A 21,921-nucleotide genomic window follows, 5' to 3' on the forward strand; every position below is an offset into this window, starting at 1 on the left:
CCGTCAGCCGTAGGTGTCCCGGGGGCCGCGTCCGCGTACCCGGCGGGGGCCCTTCGACCAGGAGGGCGCGGCGGGGCCGTGGATGTGCAGCTTGCGCACCACGTTGTGGCCGACCTCGCGGGCGATCTGCTGGAGCAGCGAGCCGGCCAGCAGCCGTAGCTGGGTGGCCCAGGCGGTCGACCGGGCCTCCACGGTCAGCTCGCCGTCCTCCAGCTTGACCGGTCGGCTGTGCTGGGCCACCTCCGGGCCCACCACCCGCTCCCAGGCGCCGAACACGGTCGCCTCCGCCGCCGGCTGCTGCCAGCCGCGCGCCTTCACCAGCCGGTTGAGCACCGCGCCGAGGGGCTGCGGGTCCCGCGGGTCCGGCCCCGGGCCCGAGTAGCCGCGCAGGCGGCGCTGCGGGCCGCCGTCGCCGTCGCCACCCGCGCCACCGCCGGGGGCACGCCGGCGGGTGCGCGCCGCCGCCTCCCGCCGGGCCCTGGCGGCGTCGAGCACCGCCCGGGCCAGCTCCGGCCCGCTGGCGCCGGCCGGGGCGTCCCCGCCGCCCGCCGCGCCGCCGGAATCACCTGTCGTCCTGCCGGAGTCGTTGCCGGCCGGCCCGCCGCGCCCCGGACCCAGGCGGGCGGGGGGCAACTGCTCATCCGACACGGCGCACCGTCCCCTCGCCGACGGCGTACCGGGTGCCGCGCAGGGACGCCGGCACGTCGTCGTCGACCGCGCAGGTCACCAGCAGCTGGCTCGCCCCGCCGACCAGCCCGGCCAGCCGCTCCCGCCGCCCGGCGTCCAACTCGGCGAAGACGTCGTCGAGCACCAGCACCGGCTCGATGCCGTCGGAGCGGAGCAGGTCGTACCCGGCCAGCCGCAGCGCCAGCGCGTACGACCACGACTCGCCGTGGCTGGCGTACCCCTTGGCGGGCAACGGACCGAGGGTCAGCGCCAGCTCGTCGCGGTGCGGGCCGACCAACGTGGTGCCCCGCTCGACCTCGGCGGTGCGGGCCTCGGCGAGCGCGGCGGTCAGCGCCGCCGCCAGCGCCGCCCGGTCGGTGGTCGGCTCCGCCAGCTCCACCGAGGGCCGGTACGTAATCCCGGCCGCCCCCCGGCCCGCCGCCACCGCGTCGTACGCCTTGGCCACGTGCGGGGCGAGCGCGGCGACCAGCTCCAGCCGGCCGGCGAGCAGTTCCGCGCCGTGCCGGGCCAGGTGGGTGTCCCAGACCGCCAGGGTCGACAGGTCCCCGCCCCGCGACCCGCCCGTCTTGCGGGCGAGGTACGCCGTGCGCAGCAGGGCGTTGCGCTGCTTGACCACCCGCTCGTAGTCGGCGCGCACCCCGGCGTAGCGGGGCTGGCGGCTGACCAACAGGTCGTCGAGGTAGCGGCGGCGCTCCGCCGGGTCGCCCCGGACGAGCTCCAGGTCCTCCGGGGCGAACAGCACGAGCCGCAGCGCGCCGAGCACGTCCCGCGCCCGGCGGGCCGGGGAGCGACCCAGCCGCGCCCGGTTGGCCTTGCCCGGCACGATCTCCAGCTCGACCAGCAGCTCGCGCCCCTCGTGCACCACGGCGCAGCGGATCACCGCCGAGGCGGCGCCCATCCGGACGAGGGGGGCGTCCGTGGCGACCCGGTGCGAATCCAGGGTCGCCACGTAGCCCAGCGCCTCGACGAGATTCGTCTTGCCGACGCCGTTGGCGCCGATCAGGACGTTCGCCCCCGGCTCCAGGTCCACGCCGACCCGCTCGTACGAGCGGAAGTCGACCAGTTCGAGCCGGCGGACGTACACAGCCTGTGGATACCGGTCAGCGCTTGCGGACGGCGTGCCCGCCGAACTGCTGACGCAGCGCGGCGACGGCCTTCATGGCCGGCGAGTCGTCCTGCCGGGAGGCGAACCGGGCGAAGAGCGAGGCGGTGATCACGTTCAGCGGTACGGCGAGCCGGACCGCCTCGTCGACCGTCCACCGGCCCTCGCCGGTGTCCTCCGTGTAGCCGCTCAGCTCGGCCAGCTCCGGGTCCTCGTCGAGGGCCCGGTCGAGCAGGTCGAGCAGCCAGGAGCGCACCACGGTGCCCTCGCGCCAGGACTTGAACACCCCTGGCACGTTGGTGACCAGCTCGGACTTCGCCAGCAGCTCGTAGCCCTCGGCGTAGGCGTGCATCAGGCCGTACTCGATGCCGTTGTGCACCATCTTGGCGTAGTGCCCGGCGCCGACCGGCCCGGCGTGCACGAAGCCGAACTCGCCCTCCGGCTTCAGCGACTCGAAGATCGGCATGAGCCGGTCGACGTGCTCCCGGGCGCCGCCGACCATCAGCGCGTAGCCGTTCTGCCGGCCCCAGACGCCGCCGGAGACACCGACGTCGAGGTAACCGATGCCCTGCTCGTTGAGCCGCTCGGCGCGCGGCGCGTCGTCGCTGAACCGCGAGTTGCCGCCGTCGATGATGATGTCGCCCTCGCCGAGGACGCCGGCGAGCTCGTCGATGGTCGCGTCGGTGACACCGGCCGGGACCATGACCCAGACCGCGCGCGGAGACTCCAGCTTCTCCGCCAGCTCCGCCAGGGTCGCGACGTCGCTCAGCTCCGCGTTGTGGTCGAAGCCGACCACCTCGTGCCCGGCGGCGCGCAACCGCTCGCGCATGTTGCCGCCCATCCGGCCGAGCCCTACCAGGCCGAGCTGCATGTGTTCCTACCTCCGTGCGTCGGGGTCTTCTCGGGCGCGATCAGCGGGAGACGCGGATCGGCATGATGAGGTAGCGGTACCCCGGGACGACCTCGCCATCCTCGCCGGCGGGCGAAATCACCGCGGGCTTGAAGGCGTCGACGAACGAGAGCACGGCGAACTGGGCCCCCAGGTTGGCGAGGCCGTCGATCAGATACTGCGGGTTGAAGCCGATGGTGAGCGGGTCGCCGGTGAAGGTGGCCTCCATGGCCTCGCTGGCCCGCGCCTCCTCGGTGCCGCCGGCCTCGACCACCAGGCCGTCGGCGCTGAAGCTGAGCAGCACCGGGGTCGCCCGCTCGGCCACCAGGGCGACCCGCTTGACGACCTCGATCAGGGTGCTGACGGGCACCCGGGCCTCGGCGTTGTGGGTGGCCGGGAAGAGCGAGCGCACCGGCGGGTAGTTCGCGCCGTCGAGCAGCCGGCTGGTGGTGCGCCGGGTGCCGCCGGCGAAGCCGATCATCCCCTCGCCGGCCGCGCCCTGGGAGAGCGCCATGGTGACCTGGCCGCCGAGCGGGCCGAGGGCCTTGGCGGTGTCGTGCAGCGTCCGGGCCGGCACGAGGGCGTTGATGCTGACCTCGGGGTCGTCCGGGTTCCACTCCATCTCGCGCAGGGCCAGCCGGTAGCGGTCGGTGGCGAGCATGGCCAGCGTGCTGCCGGAGAGTTCGATGCGTACGCCGGTCATCATCGGCAGCGTCTCGTCGCGGCCGGCGGCGACGGCGACCTGGGCGACGGCGGCGGCGAAGGCGGCCGCGTCGACGGTGCCGGCGCTCTCCGGCATCTCCGGCAGGGACGGGTAGTCCTCGACCGGCATGGTGGGCAGGGTGAACCGGGCGCTGCCGCAGACCAGTTCGAGGTGCGCCCCGACGGCGGCGATGTCCACCGGCTTGGCGGGCAGCGCCTTGGTGATCTCGGCAAGCAGCCGGCCGGAGACCAGGGCGGCCCCGTCGGCGTCCCCCTGCACCTCGACGGTCACCTGGCTGGAGACCTCGTAGTCGAAGCCGGAGACCTGCAGGTTCCCGTCCGTGACGCGCAGCATCACGCCCGCGAGCACCGGTACGGACGGCCGGTTGGGCAGGCTCTTCGCGGTCCAGGCCACGGCCTCGGCGAGCGCGTCGCGCTCTACTCGGAACTTCATCAATGCCTCCGCGTCGACGTCAGCGACAACTCTCTCATGCCGACCGCTGCCTACCGACCCGCCTGTCCGTGCGGGTACCCATCGCACCTTAGGGCGCGCGGGCATCGGCTGTGCGCCCGACCCCGTGGACTTCCCGGTGCCGGAGGCCCGCCCACGGCGGATCCGGCCAATCCACAGGAAGTCCAACGGTGGTGATTGGTTTTTGTTGTCTTAGAAGAGATAACCCGTCATCTTCATCGCACCTGTGCAAACTGTGGAGAACTGCCGTCTGCCCAGGTCAGACACGTTATCCACCGGTGGTTTGGCTGTGGAGAACCAGGGGTACAACCCGTGTCGCGATCCACAGCCGGCGACTTCCCCCAGGTTTTCCACCGTTGTCCACCGGTTGTCCACCGGTAATCCACGGACTTTCTCCCCAGTCCTGTGGACAGGCGGAACCGGCTCGACGGGCGTCATCCCCAGAACCTTCAACAGCTCGCCCACAGGCGGACCGTCGTCGGTGGACAACGACGACGTTGTCCCCAGGCGTCCACAGCGTCGTCCCCAGGGTTTCTCCACAATCTGTGGGTAACCGAGGACTGTGCGGACGGTAGTTATCCACAGGCGGTGGACGACGAGCTGTGGACAACGATCCGGGCGGTGGACGGACACGGCTTCGATGGTGTGGTCTCCACCATGTCGAGGGTCAAGCCCGGGCCGGCTGTGGAGAAGGAAGAAGCGCCCGGCCGGTGGTCCGGCCGGGCGCTTCCGTCACTCCTCGCCCCACCGCGTGCGACGGTGGGCGTACGCGTCAGGTGTTCTGCTTGATCCGGTTCGTCAGCTCGGCGATCTGGTTGTAGAGCGAGCGGCGCTCGGCCATCTGCTGGCGGATCTTGCGGTCGGCGTGCATGACGGTGGTGTGGTCCCGCCCGCCGAACGCCTGCCCGATCCGGGGCAGCGACAGGTCGGTCAGTTCCCGGCACAGGTACATGGCCACCTGGCGGGCGTTCACCAGCACCCGGGAGCGGGAGTGCCCCCGCAGGTCCTCCAGGCTGACGCCGAAGTACTCGGAGGTGGAGACCATGATCTGGTCGGCGGTGATCTCCGGCCCGGCGCCGTCGGGGATGAAGTCCCGCAGCACCTCCTCGGCGAGCGACAGCTCGACCGTGGACCGGGTCAGGCTGGCGAACGCCGTTACCCGGATCAGCGCGCCCTCCAGCTCCCGGATCGAGTTCGACACCCGCGAGGCGATGAACTCCAGCACGTCCGGCGGGGCGTAGAGGCGCTCCTGCGCCGCCTTCTTCTGCAGGATCGCGATCCGGGTCTCCAGGTCCGGCGGCTGGATGTCGGCGAGCAGCCCCCACTCGAACCGGGTACGCAGCCGGTCCTCCAGGGTGGCGAGCTGCTTCGGCGACCGGTCGGAGGTGATCACGATCTGCTTGTTGGCGTTGTGCAGCGTGTTGAAGGTGTGGAAGAACTCCTCCTGGGTGCGCTCGCGGGTCTCCAGGAACTGGATGTCGTCGATCAGCAGGATGTCGACGTCGCGGTAGCGCCGCTGGAACGCGCTGGTCTTGTCGTCCCGGAGCGAGTTGATGAAGTCGTTGGTGAACTCCTCGGTCGAGACGTACCGGACCGAGCGGGCGTTGCCCAGCGTCGTGGCGTAGTGCCCGATGGCGTGCAGCAGGTGCGTCTTGCCCAGCCCCGAGCTGCCGTAGATGAACAGCGGGTTGTACGCCTTCGCCGGCGACTCCGCCACCGCGACGCTCGCCGCGTGGGCGAAGCGGTTCGACGAGCCGATGACGAACGTCTCGAACATGTACTTCGGGTTGAGCCGGTTGCCGCCGCTCTCGACGCCGCCGGGCAGCCGCCGGTCGTCCCGGCCGCCGGGCCGGTGATCCACGCCACCCCGACCCGGCCCGCTGTCGGTGCCGGTGTCCCGGGGCAGCGCCCGGATCACGTGCTGGTCCCGGGGGGAGACGGCGTCCTCGCGGTAACGCGGCTCGAACCCCCGGGTGTCCGCGGTCGGCGGGTCCAGCCGGGCGGCCTGCTCGTCGAAGCCGCGTCGGTCGGGCGCGCGCCGGTCGGGCCGCGGCGGCTCGGCGAACGCCGTGCTGAACAGGGCCTCCTGGCCGTCCCGGTCGCCCGGGCCGGACCGGAGCCCGTCGTCGACCGGCAGCGCGGCCGGGACCGGCCCGTCCGACCGCCGCTCCGGGTGCGCCTGCTCGGGGATGTGCGGCGGTTGCTGCCCGGGGTCGAGGGCCGTGCCGTCCAGCAGGCCCACCGCCGCGCCGTCGAACGTCGCCGGCCCGTCGCCGAAGTCGCGCGGCCCGCCGTCGTGGTCCACCAGCCCCGGCTCCGGGGCGCTGCGGTAGACGGTGCCCGCCGGGCGGCCGGAGCTGTCGTCGGCCACGCGCACGGTCACCGCGACCTGGATCGGCCGGCCCAGCCGGCGGGTGAGCGCCTCGGTGATCGCCGGGCGCAGCCGGGACTCGATCACGTCCCGGGTGAAGGCGTCCGGGACGGAGAGCAGCGCGGTGTCCTCGACGATGGCCCGCAGCCGGGTCAGCCGCAGGTACGCCCGCTGCTGCGCGGAGATGATCTCGTCGGCGAGTTCGTCGGTCGTCGCCGTCCACACTGCGGCAAGGTCGGTCGTGCCGGTCACCGTCGTGCCACCCCCTCGCCTCTGCTCCGCCGACGCCGCCGTCTTCTCCGGTCGGTCGCCCCGGGCCCGCCGCGTTCACGGGCGGAACGACACCCACCCGGACGGCCGACCGGTCCTCGTCCACAAGTTATCCACAGCCTGTGTACGTACCGATTGTGGCCGCCCGCCGGATGCGGGTCGGACCTGCCCCCTGCCTGAACGGGCGCTGAAGCGGGTTCACCGTGCCGAACGATTCACTGCCTTGTCCGGTCTTGCCCGCCAGCGACGACCGGACCTTTCGACGCTGACCGCAATCGGGCACGGTAACAGCGTTGTCCGCGCGCCATCAACCGCCGACGCGCGGCGACCCTTGGCAACATCAGCGAAAACCGCCGCTTCGGTCGTCGGCGGAGCACGGTGTCCGCCCTGGTGGGGGTGTTTGACGGTGGTTGCCCGCCTGCGTAGGCTGGATCGGCTGCTCTCTCGCCCTCTGCTAGGGTGATGGGTGCTTGCTGTCCGCGGTCGCTTCCCCGCATCGCCGAGGTCCCGCATCGCCGGGCAGCACCGATCGGGGGCCACCGCCGAGGTGGCCTGGACCACCACACGACCCCGGCGACCCCTTGCCCGGGGCGTACGAAAACGGAGAGCCTGACGTGAGCAAGCGCACCTACCAGCCGAACACCCGCCGGCGCGCGAAGACCCACGGCTTCCGGCTGCGCATGCGCACCCGTGCCGGCCGCGCCATCATCTCGACCCGTCGCTCCAAGGGCCGCGCCCGCCTGTCGGCCTGAGGCCGACCGGGTCAGGTCCGGGGGGACGTGGGCAGTCGTGCTGGCGGCCGCACAGCGACTGCGGCGCAGCACTGACTTCGCCGCAGCGGTCCGGGGTGGCCGCCGCGCCGGCCGTGGCGCGATCGTCGTCCACCTGAGCCTGCCGTCGACCCCCGACGCCGCGACAGCGACCTCGCCGGAGCCGGCGCGGAGCAGCGGTGCGGAGCAACCCTCCGCGCCGCCCCGCGCCGGCTTCGTCGTGTCCAAGGCAGTGGGGAACGCGGTCGTCCGCAACCGGGTCCGCCGCCGCCTGCGGCACCTGGTCCGCGAGCGGCTGACGGAGCTGCCCCCTGGGAGCACCCTGGTCGTCCGCGCGCTGCCGGCCGCGGCCGAGGCGGCGTACCCGCGACTGGGCGCCGACCTGGACGCGGCGATCGCCGCCGCGCGGGCGCCCCGCGGACGGCGGTCGCGGTGACCGCCGGGCCGGCCGCGCCACGGCCTGCGACGATCGGTGCCCGGGTGCTGAGCGGGCCGATCATCGCGTACCGTCGGTGGATAAGTCCGGCTCTGCCGGCCCGCTGTCGGTTCTACCCGTCGTGCAGCGCCTACGCCCTCGAGGCGGTGGCCCGGCACGGCGCTGTCCGGGGAGCTGGCCTGACGGTCCGGCGGCTGTTGCGCTGCCACCCCTTCCACCCAGGTGGACACGACCCGGTGCCGGAGCCGGGCGGACGCCGCCGTGCCGATGTGACTGGAGCCTGAGAATTGAGTCTCGACTGGATCTACTACGCGATTTCGTGGATCCTGCTGGCCTGGCATGGGGCCTGGGAGGCCATCGGGGTGCCGGACACGGCGGTGCTCGGCACCAACTGGGCCTGGATCCTCGCCATCGTCTTCCTGGTGGTCACCGTCCGGGTGATCCTCTTCCCCGTCTTCGTCAAGCAGATCAAGTCGCAGCGGGCGATGCAGGCGCTCCAGCCGCAGGTGAAGGCGCTGCAGGAGAAGCACAAGGGTGACCGGGAGACGCTCCAGAAGGAGATGATGGAGCTCTACCGGAAGGAAAAGGCCAACCCGCTCATGGGCTGCCTTCCGATGGTCCTCCAGATCCCGGTCTTCCTCGGCCTGTTCCACGTGCTCCGCCGGCTCGACCCGGCCAACCAGGGCAAGACCCTCTACGGCTGGACGGTCGGCCAGTTCGAGAGCGCCTCGGCCGCGAAGCTCTTCACCGCGCCGATCGCTGGCAAGTTCGGCTCGACCGCCGACGAGCTGGCCCGCCTCGGCGGCAACGGCACCACCGTCAAGGTCATCGCCGGCATCCTGGTCTTGTTGATGATGGGCACGACCTACCTCACCAGCCGCCAGATGATCCTCAAGACCGGCTGGGCCGAGGATCCGCAGCAGCGGATGATTCAGAAGTTGATGCTCTACGGCATCCCGCTGTCGCTGCTTGTCTCCGGCGCCATCTTCCCCATCGGTGTGATCATCTACTGGGTCACCAACAACCTCTCCACCCTGGCGCAGCAGCAGTGGGTGCTGCGCAAGTTCCCGCCGCCGCCGACCGCCGCCACCGGCAAGCCGGGCACCTCGGCCCGCAACCCGGTGCAGCCGGCCAAGACCGGCCTGCTGGGCCGCGCCAAGCCGGCCCCCCAGGCCCCGGCCAAGCCGGCCGCGCCGAAGGTCGCCGGCCCCAAGCCGGGCGCCAAGCCGGCCAACCCCAAGAAGGGCCGCCCCGCCAAGCGGCAGGGCTGAGGACCTCCGGGCCGCCGTCGGGAGACCGGCGGCGGCCCGTTCCGCACCGTGCAGCCGCCGTACGGCCGGCGCCGGGCGGAACCCGCCGCGCGTGGCGCGGTCACGGGCGAGACTGCCCGTACGACAGACGTGCCCGTGGGCACCGGCGACCTCCCGCCGGCCCCGGGAAACCAGCGGACCCGACGGTCCGGCCGAGCGAGTACGGAGATGAGACCGTGACCGACACCAGCACCCCCCGCGCTGAGCAGTCCCTGGACTCCGAGGGGACCGAGCCGACCGCGGTGAACGGCGAGACCGAGGAGACCGACGAGGAGTCGGCCACCAAGGAGAAGAAGCCCGCCGGCGAGAGCGAACTGTTCCGGCAGAGCGAGATCGCGGCCGACTACGTCGAGGGCCTGCTCGACATCCTCGACTACGACGGCGACATCGACGAGCTGGTCTCCGGTGGCCGTCCGGTCGTCGAGGTGGTCGGCGGCCGGCTGCAGAACCTGGTCGGCCAGCGCGGTGCCACCCTGGAGGCGCTCCAGGAGCTCGCCCGGCTCGCCGTCTTCCGGCAGACCGGCACGCCGAGCCGGCTGCTGCTCGACGTCGGCGGCTACCGGGCGAACCGCCGTAAGGAGCTCGCCGCCGTCGCCAAGAACGCCGTCGAGAAGGTCAAGGAGTACGGCGAGCCCGTGCGCCTGGAGGCGATGTCCGCGTTCGAGCGCAAGTGCGTGCACGACGTGGTCAACGCGATGAGCGGCGTGGAGAGCGAGTCCGAGGGTGTCGAGCCGAACCGGCGCATCATCGTCCGGCCGGCGGACTGACCGGGTGGTCCACGACGACACCGCGGCCGGTGCCGCGGCCGGCCCGGGTGGCACGCCGCCCGGGCCGTCGCCTGTCCGGCCCGACCCACCCATGCCCTCCGACGCCGCCGGGTCGGCGGCCGACGGCCGTGCCCCGTCGCCGGCCGACGCGGTGCTGCCGCCCGAGCTGGCCGGCGCGGCACGCACCCTCTTCGGCGACCGGATCGACCTGGCCGCCGCGTACGCCGAGCTGCTGGTCACCGACGGCGTGGTCCGCGGCCTGATCGGGCCGCGCGAGGCCCCCCGGATCTGGGACCGGCACCTGCTCAACTGCGCGGCGGTGGCCGAGCGGATCCCGGAGGGCTCGACGGTGCTCGACGTCGGCTCCGGGGCGGGACTGCCCGGTCTGGTGCTCGCGATCGCGCGGCCGGACCTGACGGTGACCCTGATCGAGCCCCTCGCCCGGCGCACCTCCTTCCTCATCGAGGCGGTGCAGCAACTCGGATTGGCGAAGACGGTCCGGGTGTTCCGGGGCCGGGCCGACGAGGCGGCGACCGGGTCGACCGGGGTGGGCCCGCTGAGCGGGGACGTGGTCACCGCGCGCGCCGTCGCCCCGCTGGACCGGTTGTCGACGTGGTGCCTGCCGCTGGCCGTTCCCGGCGGTCGGCTCATCGCCCTCAAGGGCGCGTCGGCGGCCGACGAGATCGCCGAGCACGCGGAGACGGTGGCGCGGCTCGGCGGCGGGGAGCCCGAGATGCACCGCTGCGGCGAAGGAATCATCGACCCGCCGACGACCGTGGTGGAGATCGTGCGGGAGCGGGTGGTGGGACCGGTCCGGCCCAAGGCGCCGAAGAGGTCGCGCGGCGGTCGGTCCCGTCGACGCTGACTCCACGTGGGAGGCGACGCCCGAGCGGGTGCCCGCCGGCGTCCCGGGCGGCGGTTGCTTCGTTGAACCGGTACGGGTGGACGGAAGGGATGAGAACCCGACGTGGACCGGCTGCGCCCGTGAGCCGTAGGCTGGCCGCGCGTCGATAGTGTGGAGCGGGCGGCATACGGACGTTCACCGGGCCCGACCGCTCCCGCCGGCCGTGCGCTCCGCGGTGCGAGCACCACGTGCGGCCGGTTGACGGGGTGCGGACCGACCATCCGAAGCGGGCAGGGATGACAGGTGCATGACGACGGCAGGTACGACGATCCACGCGTGACCGGATCAGCGGGCGATCCGGTTTCACGTGAAACCGACTATCCGAGCTGGTCGCCCGACGGGCCGTCCCACGGTTCGTCGACCCGACCGCCGGACTGCGATCCGATTGTCCAACGGGACACCGTCGATCCGGCCAGGCCGGAGTTGCCGGCCGCCCGCCCGGCCTCCGACGGGCTGCCGCGCCCGGGCAACTCCGCCGGCGGTCGGGTGATCCCCATCCGCCGCAACCCCTCGGCCTCGGCGCGGTTCGAGGCGGCCGTGCCACAGCAGCCGACCCCGGACGCGGTGCCGGACGCCGCCCCGGAACCCGTACCCGTCACGGACACGCCCGCGTCCCCGGCCGCCGCCTACGGGCCCGCCGCGACCGAGGCCGCGTACGTTTCACGTGAAACCCCGACGCGCGAAGAGGATGACCCACCGTTGGCTATGGAGGCGATGCGCGCCGTGCAGATCCTGAATCCGAGTGGCGAGGTGACGATGCCTCGCCCGGAACGGACCCGGGTCATGTGCGTCGCGAACCAGAAGGGCGGCGTGGGGAAGACCACGACCACGGTGAACCTGGCGGTGGCGCTCGCCCTGCACGGCAACCGGGTGCTGGTGGTCGACCTGGACCCGCAGGGCAACGCCTCCACCGGGCTCAACGTCCCGCACCACACCGGGGTGCCGGACGTCTACGACTGCCTCATCAACAGCGTGCCGCTTGAGGAGGTCGCCCAGGGGGTCGAGGGCATCCCCAACCTCTGGTGCGTACCGGCCACGATCGACCTGGCCGGCGCGGAGATCGAGCTGGTGTCGGTGGTCGCCCGCGAGTCCCGGTTGGCCCGGGCCATCGCCGCCTACCCGGGCCACTTCGACTACGTCTTCATCGACTGCCCGCCGTCGCTCGGCCTGCTCACGGTCAACGCGCTCGTCGCCGCGCAGGAGGTGCTCATCCCGATCCAGTGCGAGTACTACGCGCTGGAGGGGCTGAACCAGCTGATCAACAACATCAACCTGGTTCGGCAGCACCTCAATCCGAAGCTCGAGGTCTCCACGATCCTGCTCACCATGTACGACCGGCGTACGCGGCTGGCCGACGCGGTAGAGCAGGACGTCCGGAACCACTTCGGCGACAAGGTGCTCCAGGCGGTCATCCCGCGCAACGTCCGCGTCTCCGAGGCACCGAGCTACGGCCAGTCCGTGATGACCTACGATCCGGGATCGCGGGGGGCAACGAGCTACTTCGAGGCCGCCCAGGAGATCGCCGAGCGTGGCGTCAAGGAGCCGGTGAGCCGGAATGCGTAGTGCGGAACAGTCGCTGGGAGGCGTGGCATGAAGAACCGTCCTCGGGGCGGTCTCGGTCGGGGCCTGGGGGCCCTCATCCCGACCGGACCGGCGCCGACCGCCGACGCCGCCCCGGCTGAGCCGGCGGCACCCACGACCGCCGTCGTCGGCACGCCCGCCGAGCCGGTGCCAACGCCGGTCAGCCCGCCTGTCGCGGCGCAGCCCGAGCCCACGCTCAGCCCGGTCCCGGGCGCCCGGTTCGCCGAGATCCCGGTCGACGCGATCGTGCCGAACCCGAAGCAGCCCCGACACATCTTCGACGAGGAGGCTCTGGAGGAGCTGAAGACCTCGATCCAGGAGGTCGGCTTCCTCCAGCCGATCGTCGTACGGCAGCTCGACGACGAGAAGTACGAACTCGTCATGGGCGAGCGGCGCTGGCGGGCCGCGCAGGCGGTCGGGCGGGAGAGCATCCCCGCCATCGTCCGGGACACCCGGGACGACGCCATGCTCCGGGACGCGCTGCTGGAGAACATCCACCGCGCCAACCTGAACCCGCTGGAGGAGGCCGCCGCGTACCAGCAGTTGCTGGACGAGTTCGGCGCCACCCACGAGGAACTCGCCCGCCGGATCGGCCGGAGCCGCCCGCAGATCTCGAACACCATCCGGCTGCTCAACCTCCCGGCGCCAGTGCAGAAGCGGGTCGCCGCCGGCGTGCTCTCCGCCGGCCACGCCCGGGCGCTGCTGAGCCTCGACGAGTCGGAGGCGCAGGAGCAGCTGGCGGCACGGATCGTCGCAGAAGGGCTCTCGGTCCGGGCGACTGAGGAGATCGTGATGCTGGCGGTCAGCGATGGCAGCGCCGGTAAGAAGGAGACGGCCAAGCGCCGGCCCAAGCCACACGCGCCCGCGCTGACGGATCTGGCCGACCGACTCTCGGACCGGTTCGACACCCGAGTCAAGGTGGACATCGGCCGGAGCAAGGGCAAGATCACCATCGAGTTCGCGACGGTCGACGACCTGGAGCGGATCGTCGGCCTCATCGGCGTCGGCGAGGAGGAGGAGTCGGAGGGCTGATCCTTCGACCGCCGGCCGCGTGACCCCACCGGGCCACGCGGCCGTTCCATGTACGACGGTGGCGGCCACCCTCGGCGGTACGCCTACCGCGCCGGCGCCTCGGGCAGCTCGGCGTAACCACCGCCGCCGACCGTGCCGGGGCCCTCATTCGAGCGCCACGGGCCTGAGGCGGCCTTGCCCTACCCCGACTCCTGCTCGCTCGCACTTCTGGCGCTGTGGGGCAGCAGGAGGCGTTTCCGTCCCGCCCCCGAAGTAGTCCGCTGCCGGGAACCGGGGTGTGGGTGCGCGGCAGCGGTGGCTCCCCGGTTTCACGTGGAACCGGCAGAACGCCAGGCGTTTCGCGGTCGTGGACGCGGGTCGCTGGGCGGGCGGGTTCCTTCGGTCACCGACACGGGCGGTGTTGGTGGTTGTGGCTCGTGAACCTGCGCGCACCGGCTCCACGAACCTTGAACCTGGAGCCGGGAGTTGCGCTGGCACCGATGTGCCGAATCTCGGGCTGCGCGGTTTCACGTGAAACGGTGCAGCGAACAGGCCGCCGTGCCCGCGCCTCCCTTTCCGAGGAGGTTGGCCGGCGAGGCTGAGCCACGCCCGTCTGCCGCCGTCCTTCGGAAGCTGCCCTATGACACCGACGCCCCCTTGCCGGTCCGGGTCTCGGCAACTTGGCCCCGGCCCCGGCTCCCGGCCGTCGGTTCCGCCCCGCGCCTCCGGCGGGTGTCCCGCCCGCCACCGCGCCCCTTGATTCCCGCCCCGCGCCCGGCTGCCGGCCTCCGACCCTGTACGGCCCTGTGTAGCCCGGCCCTGCACAGCCCTACCCTTCGGCCTTCGGCCCCTGCCGTGGTGCCTGGCATCGGCCTGTGCGGCCCCCGGCCTTCGATACCCGGCATCGGCCTGTACGACGGCCTCCGCCTCCGGCGCCTGACGCGGCCTCTGGGAGCCCGACACCTGCCCTCCCGACCGGCTTCGGCAGCGAATTGGTGGAGTCCAGCTTTCTGACCGGATCCCGGCCCGGGGCGACCCGACCGCGGCTCCCGGCTTCTGGCTTGTGACCCGCTCCCAGCTCCCCGCTCCCAGCTCCCGGCTTCTGGCTTCTGGCTGTGACCCTTGTCCGGCCTGTGGCTCCGACACTGGCCGCCCGGCTTCCCGCTCCCGCTCGGCGCTCTGACCCCGTCGACGAGCCGATGAACCGAGCGGGGCAGCGCCGGGCGGGATGTCGACGGGAACGGCGCCAACAGGAAACGGCGTCGACCGGAACGGCGTCGACCGGAGGGCCGCCGGTGTTGACGGCCCGGAGAGCCTCCACGACCGAGTGTGCGAAGGCCCGCGCGACGACTCCGCGCGGCCGGTGTTGACGGCGCGGAGAGCGGCCCCCGGGCGGCCGGTGGTTTCACGTGAAACGGCTGCCCTCCCGCGACGCCGGGACGCTGCGGGTCGGGCCCGGAAGTTATCCACACCAGTTATCCACAGCCGCGCCTCGTTTCACGTGAAACCCCGCGTGAAACCCGTTGCTGGCCTGTGGATGACGGGGTGTGTTCCGGGTCTCAGCACCCTGTGGATATCTGTGGACAAGCCCTCTGGTCGGCCGCCTCGCGGCGGCCGACACAGAGCCGCCGCCGGCTCTTCGGGGTAGGGACACCGGTGACGGAAGCGGTTAGTGTCAGCGTCGTGCACGACACCCCTCCCGGAGTCCCGGACTTCGCCCAGTGGCCGTCCTTCCCCTTCGAGGGCGACCTTCGCGTCAAGCAACTCGACGATCCGGTCCCGGTCGAACCGCCCCGCAAGGGTGAGGGGCACCGGGAATGCACGGCCTGCGCCGCCCCCGACGACGCCTACATCTGGGTGGGCGAGCGCTGGCGGGTACGCGCCATGGACCGTCCCACGGGGCTGCCGATGGTGCTGATCCTGGAATCCCGCTCGCATCTGGACCTCGGCGACCTGCCGAACCTGCTCGCCGCCGAACTGGGGGTGATGACCGTACGCCTGGAACGAGCGATCCGGTCTCTGGACGGGGTCGCGAGGGTGCACGTCAACCGCTGGGGCGACGGCTCGGCGCACCTGCACATATGGTTCCTCGCCCGGCCCTACGGTCGACTTCAGCTCCGCGGGACCTTCCTCTCCCTGTGGGACTCGATCCTGCCGCCCATCTCCGAGGCGCAATGGCGAGAGAATCTCGCCCTGGTTGCGGCCTGGCTCGCGGAGTTCGGGGGGCGGCCCCTGGCCGAGCCGTCGCGCATCCAGTGGCAGGCCCCGTCCAGCTTCACCGGGCAGCCCTCGCTGGGGACGACGCCACCACGGACGAGGCGGTATCCGTGATCGAGTCCGCCGAGGAGGCGCACGTCCCGGCAGCCGACAGCCGAGAGGCCGACGCCGCCGCTCCGGAGGGCAGGCAGTTCGACGACTGACGCGGCACGGGCGGCCACCCGACGTCGCGGGGTGGCCGCCCGTGCCGGCGGAAGGGACGGACGGTTAGGCCCGGCGCGTCGCGGCGCGTGCCACCAGCGTCCCGATCATCTTGCCGAAGTCCAGACCGGCGGCCTGCACGGCGAGCGGCAGCAGGGAGGTCTCGGTCATCCCGGGCGAGACGTTGACCTCCAGCACGTGCGGCTGCCCCGCCGAGTCCACGATCAGGTCGACGCGGCTGAGGTCGCGCAGGCCGAGCGCGGTGTGGGCGGCCAGCGCGACGTCGGCGACCGCGCCGGCCACCTCCGGGGCCAGTCGAGCCGGCGTGTGCCACGTCGTCCGGCCGGCGGTGTAGCGGGCGGCGTAGTCGTACACCCCGTTGCGGGGCACGATCTCCACCGCCGGCAGGGCCTGCGGCCCGTCGCCCAGGTCGACCACGGAGACCGCCACGTCCATGCCGGGCACGTACCGCTCGACCAGCGCCGTCTGGTCGTACGCGAAGCAGCCGACCATCGCGGCCGGGAGGGACGCGGCGTCCCGGACCACGGCGGCGCCCAGCCCCGAACCGCCCTGGGCGGGCTTCACCATGAGCGGCAGCCCCAGCCGATCGACGATGCGGTCCAGCACCGCCACCGCGCCCAGCTCGGAGAAGCGGTCGTGCGGGAGGGCCACCCAGTCCGGGGTGGGGATGTCCGCCTCGCGGAGCACCGCCTTGGCCGACGGCTTGTCCCAGGCGAGCCGGGACGCGCGGGCGTCGCACCCCACGTACGGGACACCGCAGAGGTCGAGCACGCCGCGCAGCGAGCCGTCCTCGCCGGTCGCGCCGTGCAGGGCGATGACGACGGCGTCCGGCGGGTCGACGGTCAGGGCCGGCAGCAGGGTCACGTCGGCGTCCCGCAGTTCGGCGTCCATCCCGACGGCGCGCAGCGCGTCGAGCACCCGGCGGCCGGACCGGAGCGAGACGTCACGTTCGTAGGAGAGCCCGCCGGCGAGCACCAGCACCCGCAGGTCGGCGGTGACGGCGGAGTCGGTCACGACGGAACGGTCGGCAGCGGTGGGAGCCATGCCGGAATCATGCCAAGTCGGGACCCGGCGTGTCCGAGCCGGCCTGCCCCCGCCGTGATCCGGGGCGGCCGACCGCGCCGAACACCCGCCGCATGGCGATGTCCTGCTCCATGACGCCGGCCAGCCGGCGTACGCCCTCGCGGATCCGCTCCGGGGGCGGGAAGGAGAAGTTGAGCCGCATGTTGCCGCTACCCGTGCCGTCGGCGTAGAAGCCGGTGCCCGGCACGTACGCCACGCGCGCGGCGATGGCCCGCGGCATCATCGCCTTCGAGTCGAGGCCGTCGGGGAGGGTCGCCCAGACGAAGAGGCCGCCGCCCGGCGTCGTCCAGGTGGTGCCCGCCGGCATCAGGTCCTCCAGCGCGGCGAGCATCGCGTCGCGCCGTTCCCGGTAGACCTCGCGGTAGACCTTGAGCTGCTCCCGCCAGGGCATGGTGCCGAGGTAGGTGGAGACGGCGGCCTGCGCGTAGCCGCTGGGGCAGAGGATCTGCGCCTCGCTGGCGATGACCAGCTTGTCGCGGACGGCGTGCGGCGCCAGGATCCAGCCCACCCGCAGGCCCGGGGCGAAGGTCTTGGAGAAGGTGCTGAGGTAGAAGACCCCGTCGCGGCGCCGCGCGCGCAGCGGCGCGGGCGCGTCCCCCTCGAAGCCCAACTGACCGTACGGATCGTCCTCGACCACCAGGAGGCCGGCGCGCTCGCAGATGTCGAGCACCCGTTCCCGCCGCTCCTCGGTGAGCGTCACGCCGGTGGGGTTCTGGTAGGTGGGGATGGTGTAGAGGAACTTGACCCGCCGTCCGGCGCGCGCCTGCTCGGCGATGGCCGCCTCCAGCGCCTCCGGGATCAGCCCGTCGTCGTCCATTGGCACGTGCACCACCTGCGCCTGGGCGGCCTGGAACACCCCGAGCGCGCCGACGTAGGTCGGGCCCTCGGCGAGCACCACGTCACCCGGGTCGAGGAAGAGCCGGGCCACCAGGTCGAGCGCCTGCTGCCCGCCGACGGTGACGACCACGTCCTCCGGGGAGGCGCCGCAGGCGGCGTCGATGCCGGAGAGCGCCATCACCTCGCAGATCCGCTCGCGCAGCTCCAGGGTGCCCTGGCCGATGCCGTACTGGAGGGTGGTGACGCCGTGCTCGGTGCCGAGCCGGCCGAGCATCTCACCGACGGCGTCGAGCGGCAGCGCCGCGATGTAGGGAGCGCCGCCGGCGAGCGAGACCACCTCCGGCCGGCTGGCCACCGCGAAGAGCGCGCGGATCTCCGAGGCGGTCATGCCCCGCACACGGCGGGCGTACCGGTCGGTGTAGTCGTCGAGCGTCGTGCCGGTCATGACATCACCTCGATGGCTGCTCGGGTGGATCCCGCCCCGGCGTACCCGGGACACCGGCGACCATGGGCGACGCGGGACGCCGGGTGTCGATCGTAGTCGCCCCTACCAGGAACGCCGCCACGACGTGACCAGCGTCCACATCGCGGACCACCGGTGGCCCTCTCGGAGGCGGGCATTCGCGCGTCCCCTCCCGTGGCGTCCCGAACCGGCGTACGATCGCTCGTCGGGGGCAGGAAGGCGGCGTTGTCGTTCCGTGCCGGTCTCACCTCCGAGCCTAAGGTGGGGATGCGCCAATGTCGCGACGTCTGGTCAGCTTGACCCTCGACACCCTGGAGGACGTGCCCCGTCCGTGCCGGCAGTGCGTCTACTGGGAGCTCGACCCGGTTTCGGCGGACCGGGCCTGCGCCGCGGGCGACCCGGGGCTGGAGAAGGAGGCCTGGGTCTCGCAGACGCTGCTGGAGTGGGGGTCCTGCGGCAAGCTCGTCTACGTCGACGGCATGCCGGCCGGCTACGTCCTGTACGCCCCGCCGGCCTACGTGCCCCGCTCGATGGCGTTCCCCACCTCCCCGGTCTCGGCCGACGCGGCGCTGCTGATGACGGCCAACGTGGTGCCGGCCTTCGCTGGTGGCGGGCTGGGCCGGATGCTGGTCCAGGGGGTCGCCCGGGATCTCACCAAGCGCGGCATCAAGGCGATCGAGGCGTTCGGCGACGCGAAGTTCGGTGACGCCGCCGACCCCGCCGGCACCTGCGTCGCCCCGGCCGACTTCTTCCTCTCCGTGGGCTTCAAGACGGTCCGTCCGCACCCGCGCTTCCCCCGCCTCCGGCTGGAGCTGCGCACGGCCCTGAGCTGGAAGTCCGACGTCGAGTACGCGCTGGAGAAGCTGCTCGGCTCGATGAGCCCCGAGACGCTGCTCCGCCCGGTCCGCCCGGCCCCGGCCACCCGCTCCACCTCCGGCTGACCGCGCCGACCGCCCACCCGGTCCACGGCAGCACGGGCCGCTGCCCGGCCCACGCCCGCCCGGCCCACGACCGCGCCGACCGCCGTTCAGTCCACCACCGTGCCGGCGGCCACGACCGCCCGCAGCTCGCTCACGTCGATCGAGCCGGTCGGCACGTCCCGCTCCACGGGGAAGTACATCCGCTGCACCGCGGCCACGACGGCCTCGGCCACCAGGTCCCGGAACCGGGGGTCGACCAGCCGGGCCCGGTCGCCGGGCGAGGTGAGGTAGCCGACCTCGACGCGTACGGCCGGCATCCGGGTCAGCCGGAGCAGGTCCCACGCCTTCGCGTGCGTACGGCAGTCGCGCAGCCCGGTACGGGCGACGATCTCCCGCTGCACGAGCCCGGCGAGCCGTTCCCCGGTCGCCGAGGTGACCCCGTTGTCGGTGCCGTAGTGGTAGGTCGCGACGCCCTCGGCCGCCGGGTTGGCGTGCCCGTCGAGGTGCAGCGAGATGAACACGTCGGCGCCGAGCGAGTTGGCCAGCTCGGCCCGGTCGACGTCCGGCAGGCAGTCCTCCGGGGCCGGCCCGCGGGTGAGCTGCACCCGGACGCCGGAGGCGGCGAGCCGGCCCTCCAGCCGGCTGGCCAGGTCGTGCACCAGGTCCGCCTCGGTCCACCGCAGCCGCCCGTCCGGCACCACCACGCCCAGGTCGGTGCCTCCGTGACCGGGGTCGACGACCACGGTCCGCCCCACCAACGTCGGGCCGGACTGCCGGATGGCGTCGGACTCGCGCAGCCACTGCGGCCGCCCGCCGACGACCTTGCGCCCGAGCCGGCGCAGCGCGTTCATGGTGTGCGGCCCGCACGAGCCGTCGGGCGTCAGCCCGACCTCGCGCTGGAACTGGGCGACCGCCCGCGAGGTCCGTACGCCGTAGATCGCGTCCGCGCGTCCCACGTCGTACCCCATCTCCAGCAGTCGTTCCTGGAGCGACCGGACGTCCTCGCCGGTGAGCGGCTCGGGGACCGCGTGGTAGAGGGTGCGGGCGCCGAGCCGCCAGCGGGCGGCGTCCAGGGCCCGCCAGGTCTCCGCGCCGACCCGGCCGTCCACGCTGAGGCCCCGGGACTGCTGGAAGGCCCGCACGGCCCGTTCGGTGTGGGCGTCGAACTCGTCGGCGTCCGGTGCCATCGGTGCGAGCAGGTCGAGGCCGGTCAGCACCGTACGGATCTCGGTGACCGCGGGTCCACGGTCACCGGGTCGGATCGGACGCACGCACGACCCCCTCTGCACGGACGCTGGCTGGCCGGGCGGCCCCGGGGTTGAGGTTATGCGTTCCGGGGAGCTCAGGTGGGCGCGCCGGGAAAAGACGTCGACCCCGTCCCCCGGGCGGGCCGGGTACGGGGTCGACGTGCGTACGTGCAGCTCAGAGCGCCGATTCGATGAGCTTGACCAGCTCACCCTTCGGCTTGGCGCCGGCGATCGACTGCACCGGCTCGCCGTTCTTGAACACGGTGAGGGTCGGGACGGACATCACCCGGTACGCGCGGGCGGTCTCCGGGTTCTCGTCGATGTTGAGCTTGACGATGGTGACCTGGTCGCCCATCTCGCCGGCGATCTCCTCCAGCAGCGGCGACACCTTGCGGCACGGCCCGCACCACTCGGCCCAGAAGTCCACCAGAACCGGCTTGTCGGACTTCAGCACGTCGGCGGCAAAACTCGCGTCGGTGACCGACTTCGTTGCTCCCACTATGACCCTCCTCCGGAGTTTTCGGTTGTTCAGCCCTGCAGCGTGGCGATGAAGCGCTCGGCGTCCAGCGCGGCGGCGCAGCCCGTACCGGCGGCGGTGATGGCCTGCCGGTAGGTGTGGTCCACCAGGTCGCCGGCGGCGAAGACACCGGGCACGCTGGTCCGGGTGCTCGGCGACTGGACCTTCACGTAGCCCTCGTCGTCCAACTCCACCTGACCCCGGAAGAGCTCGCTGCGCGGGTCGTGACCGATGGCCACGAAGACGCCGGTGACGTCGAGGACCTTGGACTCGCCGGTGTGCGTGTTGCGCACCCGTACGCCCGAGACCTTGCCGTCGTCGCCGAGGATCTCCTCGACCACGGTGTTCCACTCGACCTTGATCTTGTCGTTGCCCAGCGCCCGCTCGGCCATGATCTTGCTGGCCCGGAAGGAGTCCCGGCGGTGGATGATGGTGACCGACTCGGCGAACCGGGTGAGGAAGCTGGCCTCCTCCATCGCCGAGTCACCGCCGCCGACGACCACGATGTGCTGGTTGCGGAAGAAGAATCCGTCGCAGGTGGCGCAGGACGAGACACCGTGGCCCAGGTACTCCTGCTCGCCGGGGACGCCCAGCGGACGCCACGCCGAGCCGGTGCTGAGGATGACGGCCCTGGCCCGGTAGGCGGTCTGACCCACCCAGACGGTGCTGACCGCGTCGGAGCCGATGCTGCCCGTGTCCTTCAGCTCCACCCGCGTCACGTCGTCGGTGAGGAACTCCGCGCCGAACCGCTCGGCCTGCTTGCGCATGTTGTCCATCAGCTCGGGGCCGAGGATGCCGTCGGCGAAACCGGGGAAGTTCTCCACCTCGGTCGTCGTCATCAGCGCGCCGCCAGACTGCACGCCCTCGATGATGAGCGGCTTGAGGTTGGCGCGCGCCGCGTAGACCGCCGCCGTGTAACCGGCCGGCCCGGAGCCGATGATGATCAGGTTGCGGACCTCGTCCACTGCCGTCTCCCGATAGTGTTGTTCGTCATCGGCGCGCGCACCGATGCCGATCCGATGCCGACGCCCCTCGCGGTGCCGGCAGTCTGATGTGCAGAACGTCATCGTACGAACCGGGGATTCCCGAGCCGGTCATCCGGTGGGTCAGGTCACGTGGACGGTCAAACGTCCGGTGGCCGCG

General features: G+C 72.6%; 19 protein-coding genes and 1 pseudogene. 10 read left to right on the plus strand and 10 right to left on the minus strand.

Annotated elements, in window-relative coordinates; genetic code table 11:
• Positions 1–3: 3 nt before the first annotated feature.
• From ABT006_RS03390 to dnaA, 5 genes are all read right to left on the minus strand, one after another.
• Entirely contained in the window at positions 4–648 is a 645-nt protein-coding gene (locus tag ABT006_RS03390) for a DciA family protein (protein WP_350702434.1), read from the minus strand.
• Positions 638–1,771 (minus strand): DNA replication/repair protein RecF, encoded by a 1,134-nt coding sequence (recF, locus tag ABT006_RS03395; protein ID WP_350702436.1) that lies wholly within the window; start codon positions 1,769–1,771, stop codon positions 638–640. The genes ABT006_RS03390 and recF overlap by 11 nt, the downstream gene beginning before the upstream one ends.
• Positions 1,772–1,787: 16 nt before the next feature.
• Complete coding sequence (gene gnd, locus ABT006_RS03400; protein ID WP_350702438.1) at positions 1,788–2,660, minus strand: phosphogluconate dehydrogenase (NAD(+)-dependent, decarboxylating); 873 nt, start codon at positions 2,658–2,660, stop codon at positions 1,788–1,790.
• Positions 2,661–2,700: 40 nt separating this feature from the next.
• On the minus strand, positions 2,701–3,834 hold the full coding sequence (gene dnaN, locus ABT006_RS03405; protein WP_350702440.1) for a DNA polymerase III subunit beta: 1,134 nt from the start codon (positions 3,832–3,834) through the stop codon (positions 2,701–2,703).
• Between the two features lie 790 nt (positions 3,835–4,624).
• Positions 4,625–6,475 (minus strand): chromosomal replication initiator protein DnaA, encoded by a 1,851-nt coding sequence (gene dnaA, locus ABT006_RS03410; protein WP_350702442.1) that lies wholly within the window; start codon positions 6,473–6,475, stop codon positions 4,625–4,627.
• Between the two features lie 632 nt (positions 6,476–7,107).
• Between dnaA and rpmH the strand changes: the two genes are divergently transcribed.
• The 9 genes and pseudogenes from rpmH to ABT006_RS03455 all read left to right on the plus strand — a co-directional run.
• A complete protein-coding gene (rpmH, locus tag ABT006_RS03415) occupies positions 7,108–7,245 on the plus strand; it encodes a 50S ribosomal protein L34 (protein WP_091100492.1) in 138 nt (45 codons plus the stop codon).
• A 37-nt stretch (positions 7,246–7,282) separates the two neighbouring features.
• Positions 7,283–7,699, plus strand: coding sequence for a ribonuclease P protein component (gene rnpA / locus ABT006_RS03420; RefSeq protein WP_350702444.1), 417 nt, complete (start codon positions 7,283–7,285; stop codon positions 7,697–7,699).
• 44 nt (positions 7,700–7,743) lie between these two features.
• Positions 7,744–7,983 (plus strand): membrane protein insertion efficiency factor YidD, encoded by a 240-nt coding sequence (gene yidD, locus ABT006_RS03425; RefSeq protein ID WP_350677800.1) that lies wholly within the window; start codon positions 7,744–7,746, stop codon positions 7,981–7,983.
• Between the two features lie 3 nt (positions 7,984–7,986).
• Positions 7,987–8,970 carry a membrane protein insertase YidC gene (gene yidC, locus ABT006_RS03430; protein ID WP_350702446.1) on the plus strand — a complete coding sequence of 328 codons (984 nt, stop codon included), beginning with the start codon at positions 7,987–7,989 and terminating at the stop codon, positions 8,968–8,970.
• A 215-nt stretch (positions 8,971–9,185) separates the two neighbouring features.
• Positions 9,186–9,776, plus strand: a complete 591-nt coding sequence (locus ABT006_RS03435) for a Jag family protein (RefSeq protein ID WP_350702448.1) — start codon at positions 9,186–9,188, stop codon at positions 9,774–9,776.
• A gap of 91 nt (positions 9,777–9,867) precedes the next feature.
• Positions 9,868–10,641, plus strand: a complete 774-nt coding sequence (gene rsmG / locus ABT006_RS03440; protein WP_350702450.1) for a 16S rRNA (guanine(527)-N(7))-methyltransferase RsmG — start codon at positions 9,868–9,870, stop codon at positions 10,639–10,641.
• A gap of 525 nt (positions 10,642–11,166) precedes the next feature.
• A complete protein-coding gene (locus ABT006_RS03445) occupies positions 11,167–12,243 on the plus strand; it encodes a ParA family protein (RefSeq protein WP_502890835.1) in 1,077 nt (358 codons plus the stop codon).
• A gap of 27 nt (positions 12,244–12,270) precedes the next feature.
• Entirely contained in the window at positions 12,271–13,293 is a 1,023-nt protein-coding gene (locus ABT006_RS03450; protein ID WP_350702454.1) for a ParB/RepB/Spo0J family partition protein, read from the plus strand.
• A gap of 1,662 nt (positions 13,294–14,955) precedes the next feature.
• Positions 14,956–15,564 (plus strand): annotated as a pseudogene (locus ABT006_RS03455) (hypothetical protein); the annotation flags it as partial.
• A gap of 192 nt (positions 15,565–15,756) precedes the next feature.
• Here ABT006_RS03455 and ABT006_RS03460 read toward each other — a convergent pair.
• Both ABT006_RS03460 and ABT006_RS03465 read right to left on the minus strand, forming a co-directional pair.
• Positions 15,757–16,755, minus strand: a complete 999-nt coding sequence (locus ABT006_RS03460) for a D-alanine--D-alanine ligase family protein (protein WP_350702456.1) — start codon at positions 16,753–16,755, stop codon at positions 15,757–15,759.
• 7 nt (positions 16,756–16,762) lie between these two features.
• Positions 16,763–18,076: an aminotransferase-like domain-containing protein gene (locus ABT006_RS03465; protein ID WP_350702458.1), complete on the minus strand. Its 1,314-nt coding sequence runs from the start codon at positions 18,074–18,076 to the stop codon at positions 16,763–16,765.
• A 293-nt stretch (positions 18,077–18,369) separates the two neighbouring features.
• Here ABT006_RS03465 and ABT006_RS03470 point away from each other — a divergent pair, with 293 nt between their 5' ends.
• Positions 18,370–19,035: a GNAT family N-acetyltransferase gene (locus ABT006_RS03470; protein WP_350702460.1), complete on the plus strand. Its 666-nt coding sequence runs from the start codon at positions 18,370–18,372 to the stop codon at positions 19,033–19,035.
• 86 nt (positions 19,036–19,121) lie between these two features.
• Here the strand turns inward: ABT006_RS03470 and ABT006_RS03475 are convergent, their stop codons facing one another.
• The 3 genes from ABT006_RS03475 to trxB form a co-directional block, all read right to left on the minus strand.
• Positions 19,122–20,285: an N-acetylmuramoyl-L-alanine amidase gene (locus ABT006_RS03475; RefSeq protein ID WP_350702462.1), complete on the minus strand. Its 1,164-nt coding sequence runs from the start codon at positions 20,283–20,285 to the stop codon at positions 19,122–19,124.
• A 151-nt stretch (positions 20,286–20,436) separates the two neighbouring features.
• A complete protein-coding gene (gene trxA, locus ABT006_RS03480) occupies positions 20,437–20,760 on the minus strand; it encodes a thioredoxin (protein ID WP_250793747.1) in 324 nt (107 codons plus the stop codon).
• 29 nt (positions 20,761–20,789) lie between these two features.
• A complete protein-coding gene (gene trxB, locus ABT006_RS03485; RefSeq protein WP_350702464.1) occupies positions 20,790–21,743 on the minus strand; it encodes a thioredoxin-disulfide reductase in 954 nt (317 codons plus the stop codon).
• Between the last annotated feature and the right edge of the window lie 178 nt (positions 21,744–21,921).

The sequence above is a fragment of the Micromonospora sp. NPDC002717 genome, from assembly GCF_040295705.1.
Lineage (GTDB): Bacteria > Actinomycetota > Actinomycetes > Mycobacteriales > Micromonosporaceae > Micromonospora.

What these genes read in the sequence shown, in the direction of transcription:
- ABT006_RS03450 (WP_350702454.1), top strand. Translation starts at nt 12,271, where the DNA reads ATGAAGAACCGTCCTCGGGGCGGTCTCGGTCGGGGCCTGGGGGCCCTC.
- gnd (WP_350702438.1), bottom strand. Translation starts at nt 2,660, where the DNA reads ATGCAGCTCGGCCTGGTAGGGCTCGGCCGGATGGGCGGCAACATGCGC.
- rsmG (WP_350702450.1), top strand. Translation starts at nt 9,868, where the DNA reads ATGCCCTCCGACGCCGCCGGGTCGGCGGCCGACGGCCGTGCCCCGTCG.
- dnaN (WP_350702440.1), bottom strand. Translation starts at nt 3,834, where the DNA reads ATGAAGTTCCGAGTAGAGCGCGACGCGCTCGCCGAGGCCGTGGCCTGG.
- ABT006_RS03470 (WP_350702460.1), top strand. Translation starts at nt 18,370, where the DNA reads ATGTCGCGACGTCTGGTCAGCTTGACCCTCGACACCCTGGAGGACGTG.
- ABT006_RS03465 (WP_350702458.1), bottom strand. Translation starts at nt 18,076, where the DNA reads ATGACCGGCACGACGCTCGACGACTACACCGACCGGTACGCCCGCCGT.
- ABT006_RS03460 (WP_350702456.1), bottom strand. Translation starts at nt 16,755, where the DNA reads ATGGCTCCCACCGCTGCCGACCGTTCCGTCGTGACCGACTCCGCCGTC.